General features: G+C 65.5%; 1 protein-coding gene and 1 pseudogene. One reads left to right on the top strand and one right to left on the bottom strand.

The annotated features are described in order from the left end of the window. Window positions 1-391: pseudogene (locus AC4FWB_RS34350) on the top strand (pyridoxal phosphate-dependent decarboxylase family protein); the annotation flags it as partial. 21 nt (window positions 392-412) lie between these two features. On the opposite strand, the gene AC4FWB_RS34345 reads toward AC4FWB_RS34350, so the two are convergent. Continuing rightward, the coding region (locus tag AC4FWB_RS34345) for a tetratricopeptide repeat protein (protein ID WP_491030638.1) at window positions 413-1,175 on the bottom strand (763 nt) is incomplete at its 5' end.

Here is a 1,175-nt window from a genome sequence, read left to right as displayed (position 1 = left end):
TAAGGTGTGGATGGCGCTGAAGGAGCACGGCGTCGAGAAGTTCGGCCGCCTGATCGACCAGAACATCGCGCAGGCCCGTTATCTCGCCGCCCTGATCGAGGCCGAATCGGCGCTCGAACTGGCGGCGCCTACGACGATCAACATCGTCTGCTTCCGCCATAGCGGCGGTGGCCTATCCGGTGAGCGGCTGAAGGTGCTCAACACCGAGATCATGATGAGGCTGCAGGAGGAGGGCATCGCAGCCGTTTCCGACACCACGGTGCACGGGCAGCATTGCCTGAGAGCCGCGATCACCAATCACCGCACGCGGCGCGACGATCTCGATCTCTTGGTGCGCGAGACGCTTCGCATCGGAAAGGAAATCGCGGCCGCACCGGCGGCGCAGGCGTGAAGCGAGTGTGCCCAAGACATGTCATTCGGGCAGGCCGGCCAGCCGCAGTGCCTCGACATATTTGGCGAAATAGGCCGGCCTGATCAGACCAACCCGGTGCTTGAGGTTAGCAAGCGTCAGTTCGGGGTCGAGCTGCAGCGAGCGCGCGACATGCTTGTTCGCGGCTTCCAGTCTGCCGGCCATGGCATTGCTGGCCGCCGCCACGCGCAGGCCGGGGAGATAATATGGCTGCGCGCGGGAAGCCGCCTCGGCGAGCGGCCAGGCGGCATCATAGCGGCCGGCGACGAAATGGGCGAAGGCGGTGAAGGACTGCATGAAGAAGGTCAGCGGATCGAGAGGGCTTATCCGCCTGGCCCGCGACAGGTGCTCGATGGCGATATCGGGGTCGTCGTGGCAGGCCTTGAGGCAGCCGCTGGCGCTCCAGGCGGCGGCGCAATTCGGGTTCAGCACGAGCGCGCGGTCGGCCAGTGCCGATCCGGCCTCGTAATCACCGATGACATAGCCAAGTGCGAGGCCGCTGAAGGCCAGTGCCACCGCGTCGTCCCGACCGGCAATGGCGACGTTGCCGACCAATCGGGAGACCTCGGCGGCCTCCTTCTGCCGGTCGGCCATCCAGCCATTAGCCATCCGCCAGAAATAACACCACGCGGCAGCACCCTCGGCGGCGGCAAAATCGGGGTCGAGCTCGACGGCCTTGTAGAACTGCGGCAGCGCCTCCTCCAACCCCTCCCTCGTCCAGCGGTAAAGGCTTGCCATGCCGCGCAGATAGTGGTCGTAGGCATCT

The sequence above is a fragment of the Mesorhizobium sp. LEGMi-168a genome (genome assembly GCF_058312955.1).
Note: the sequence above shows the minus strand (reverse complement) of the source record. Positions and strands in the feature narration are given on the sequence as shown.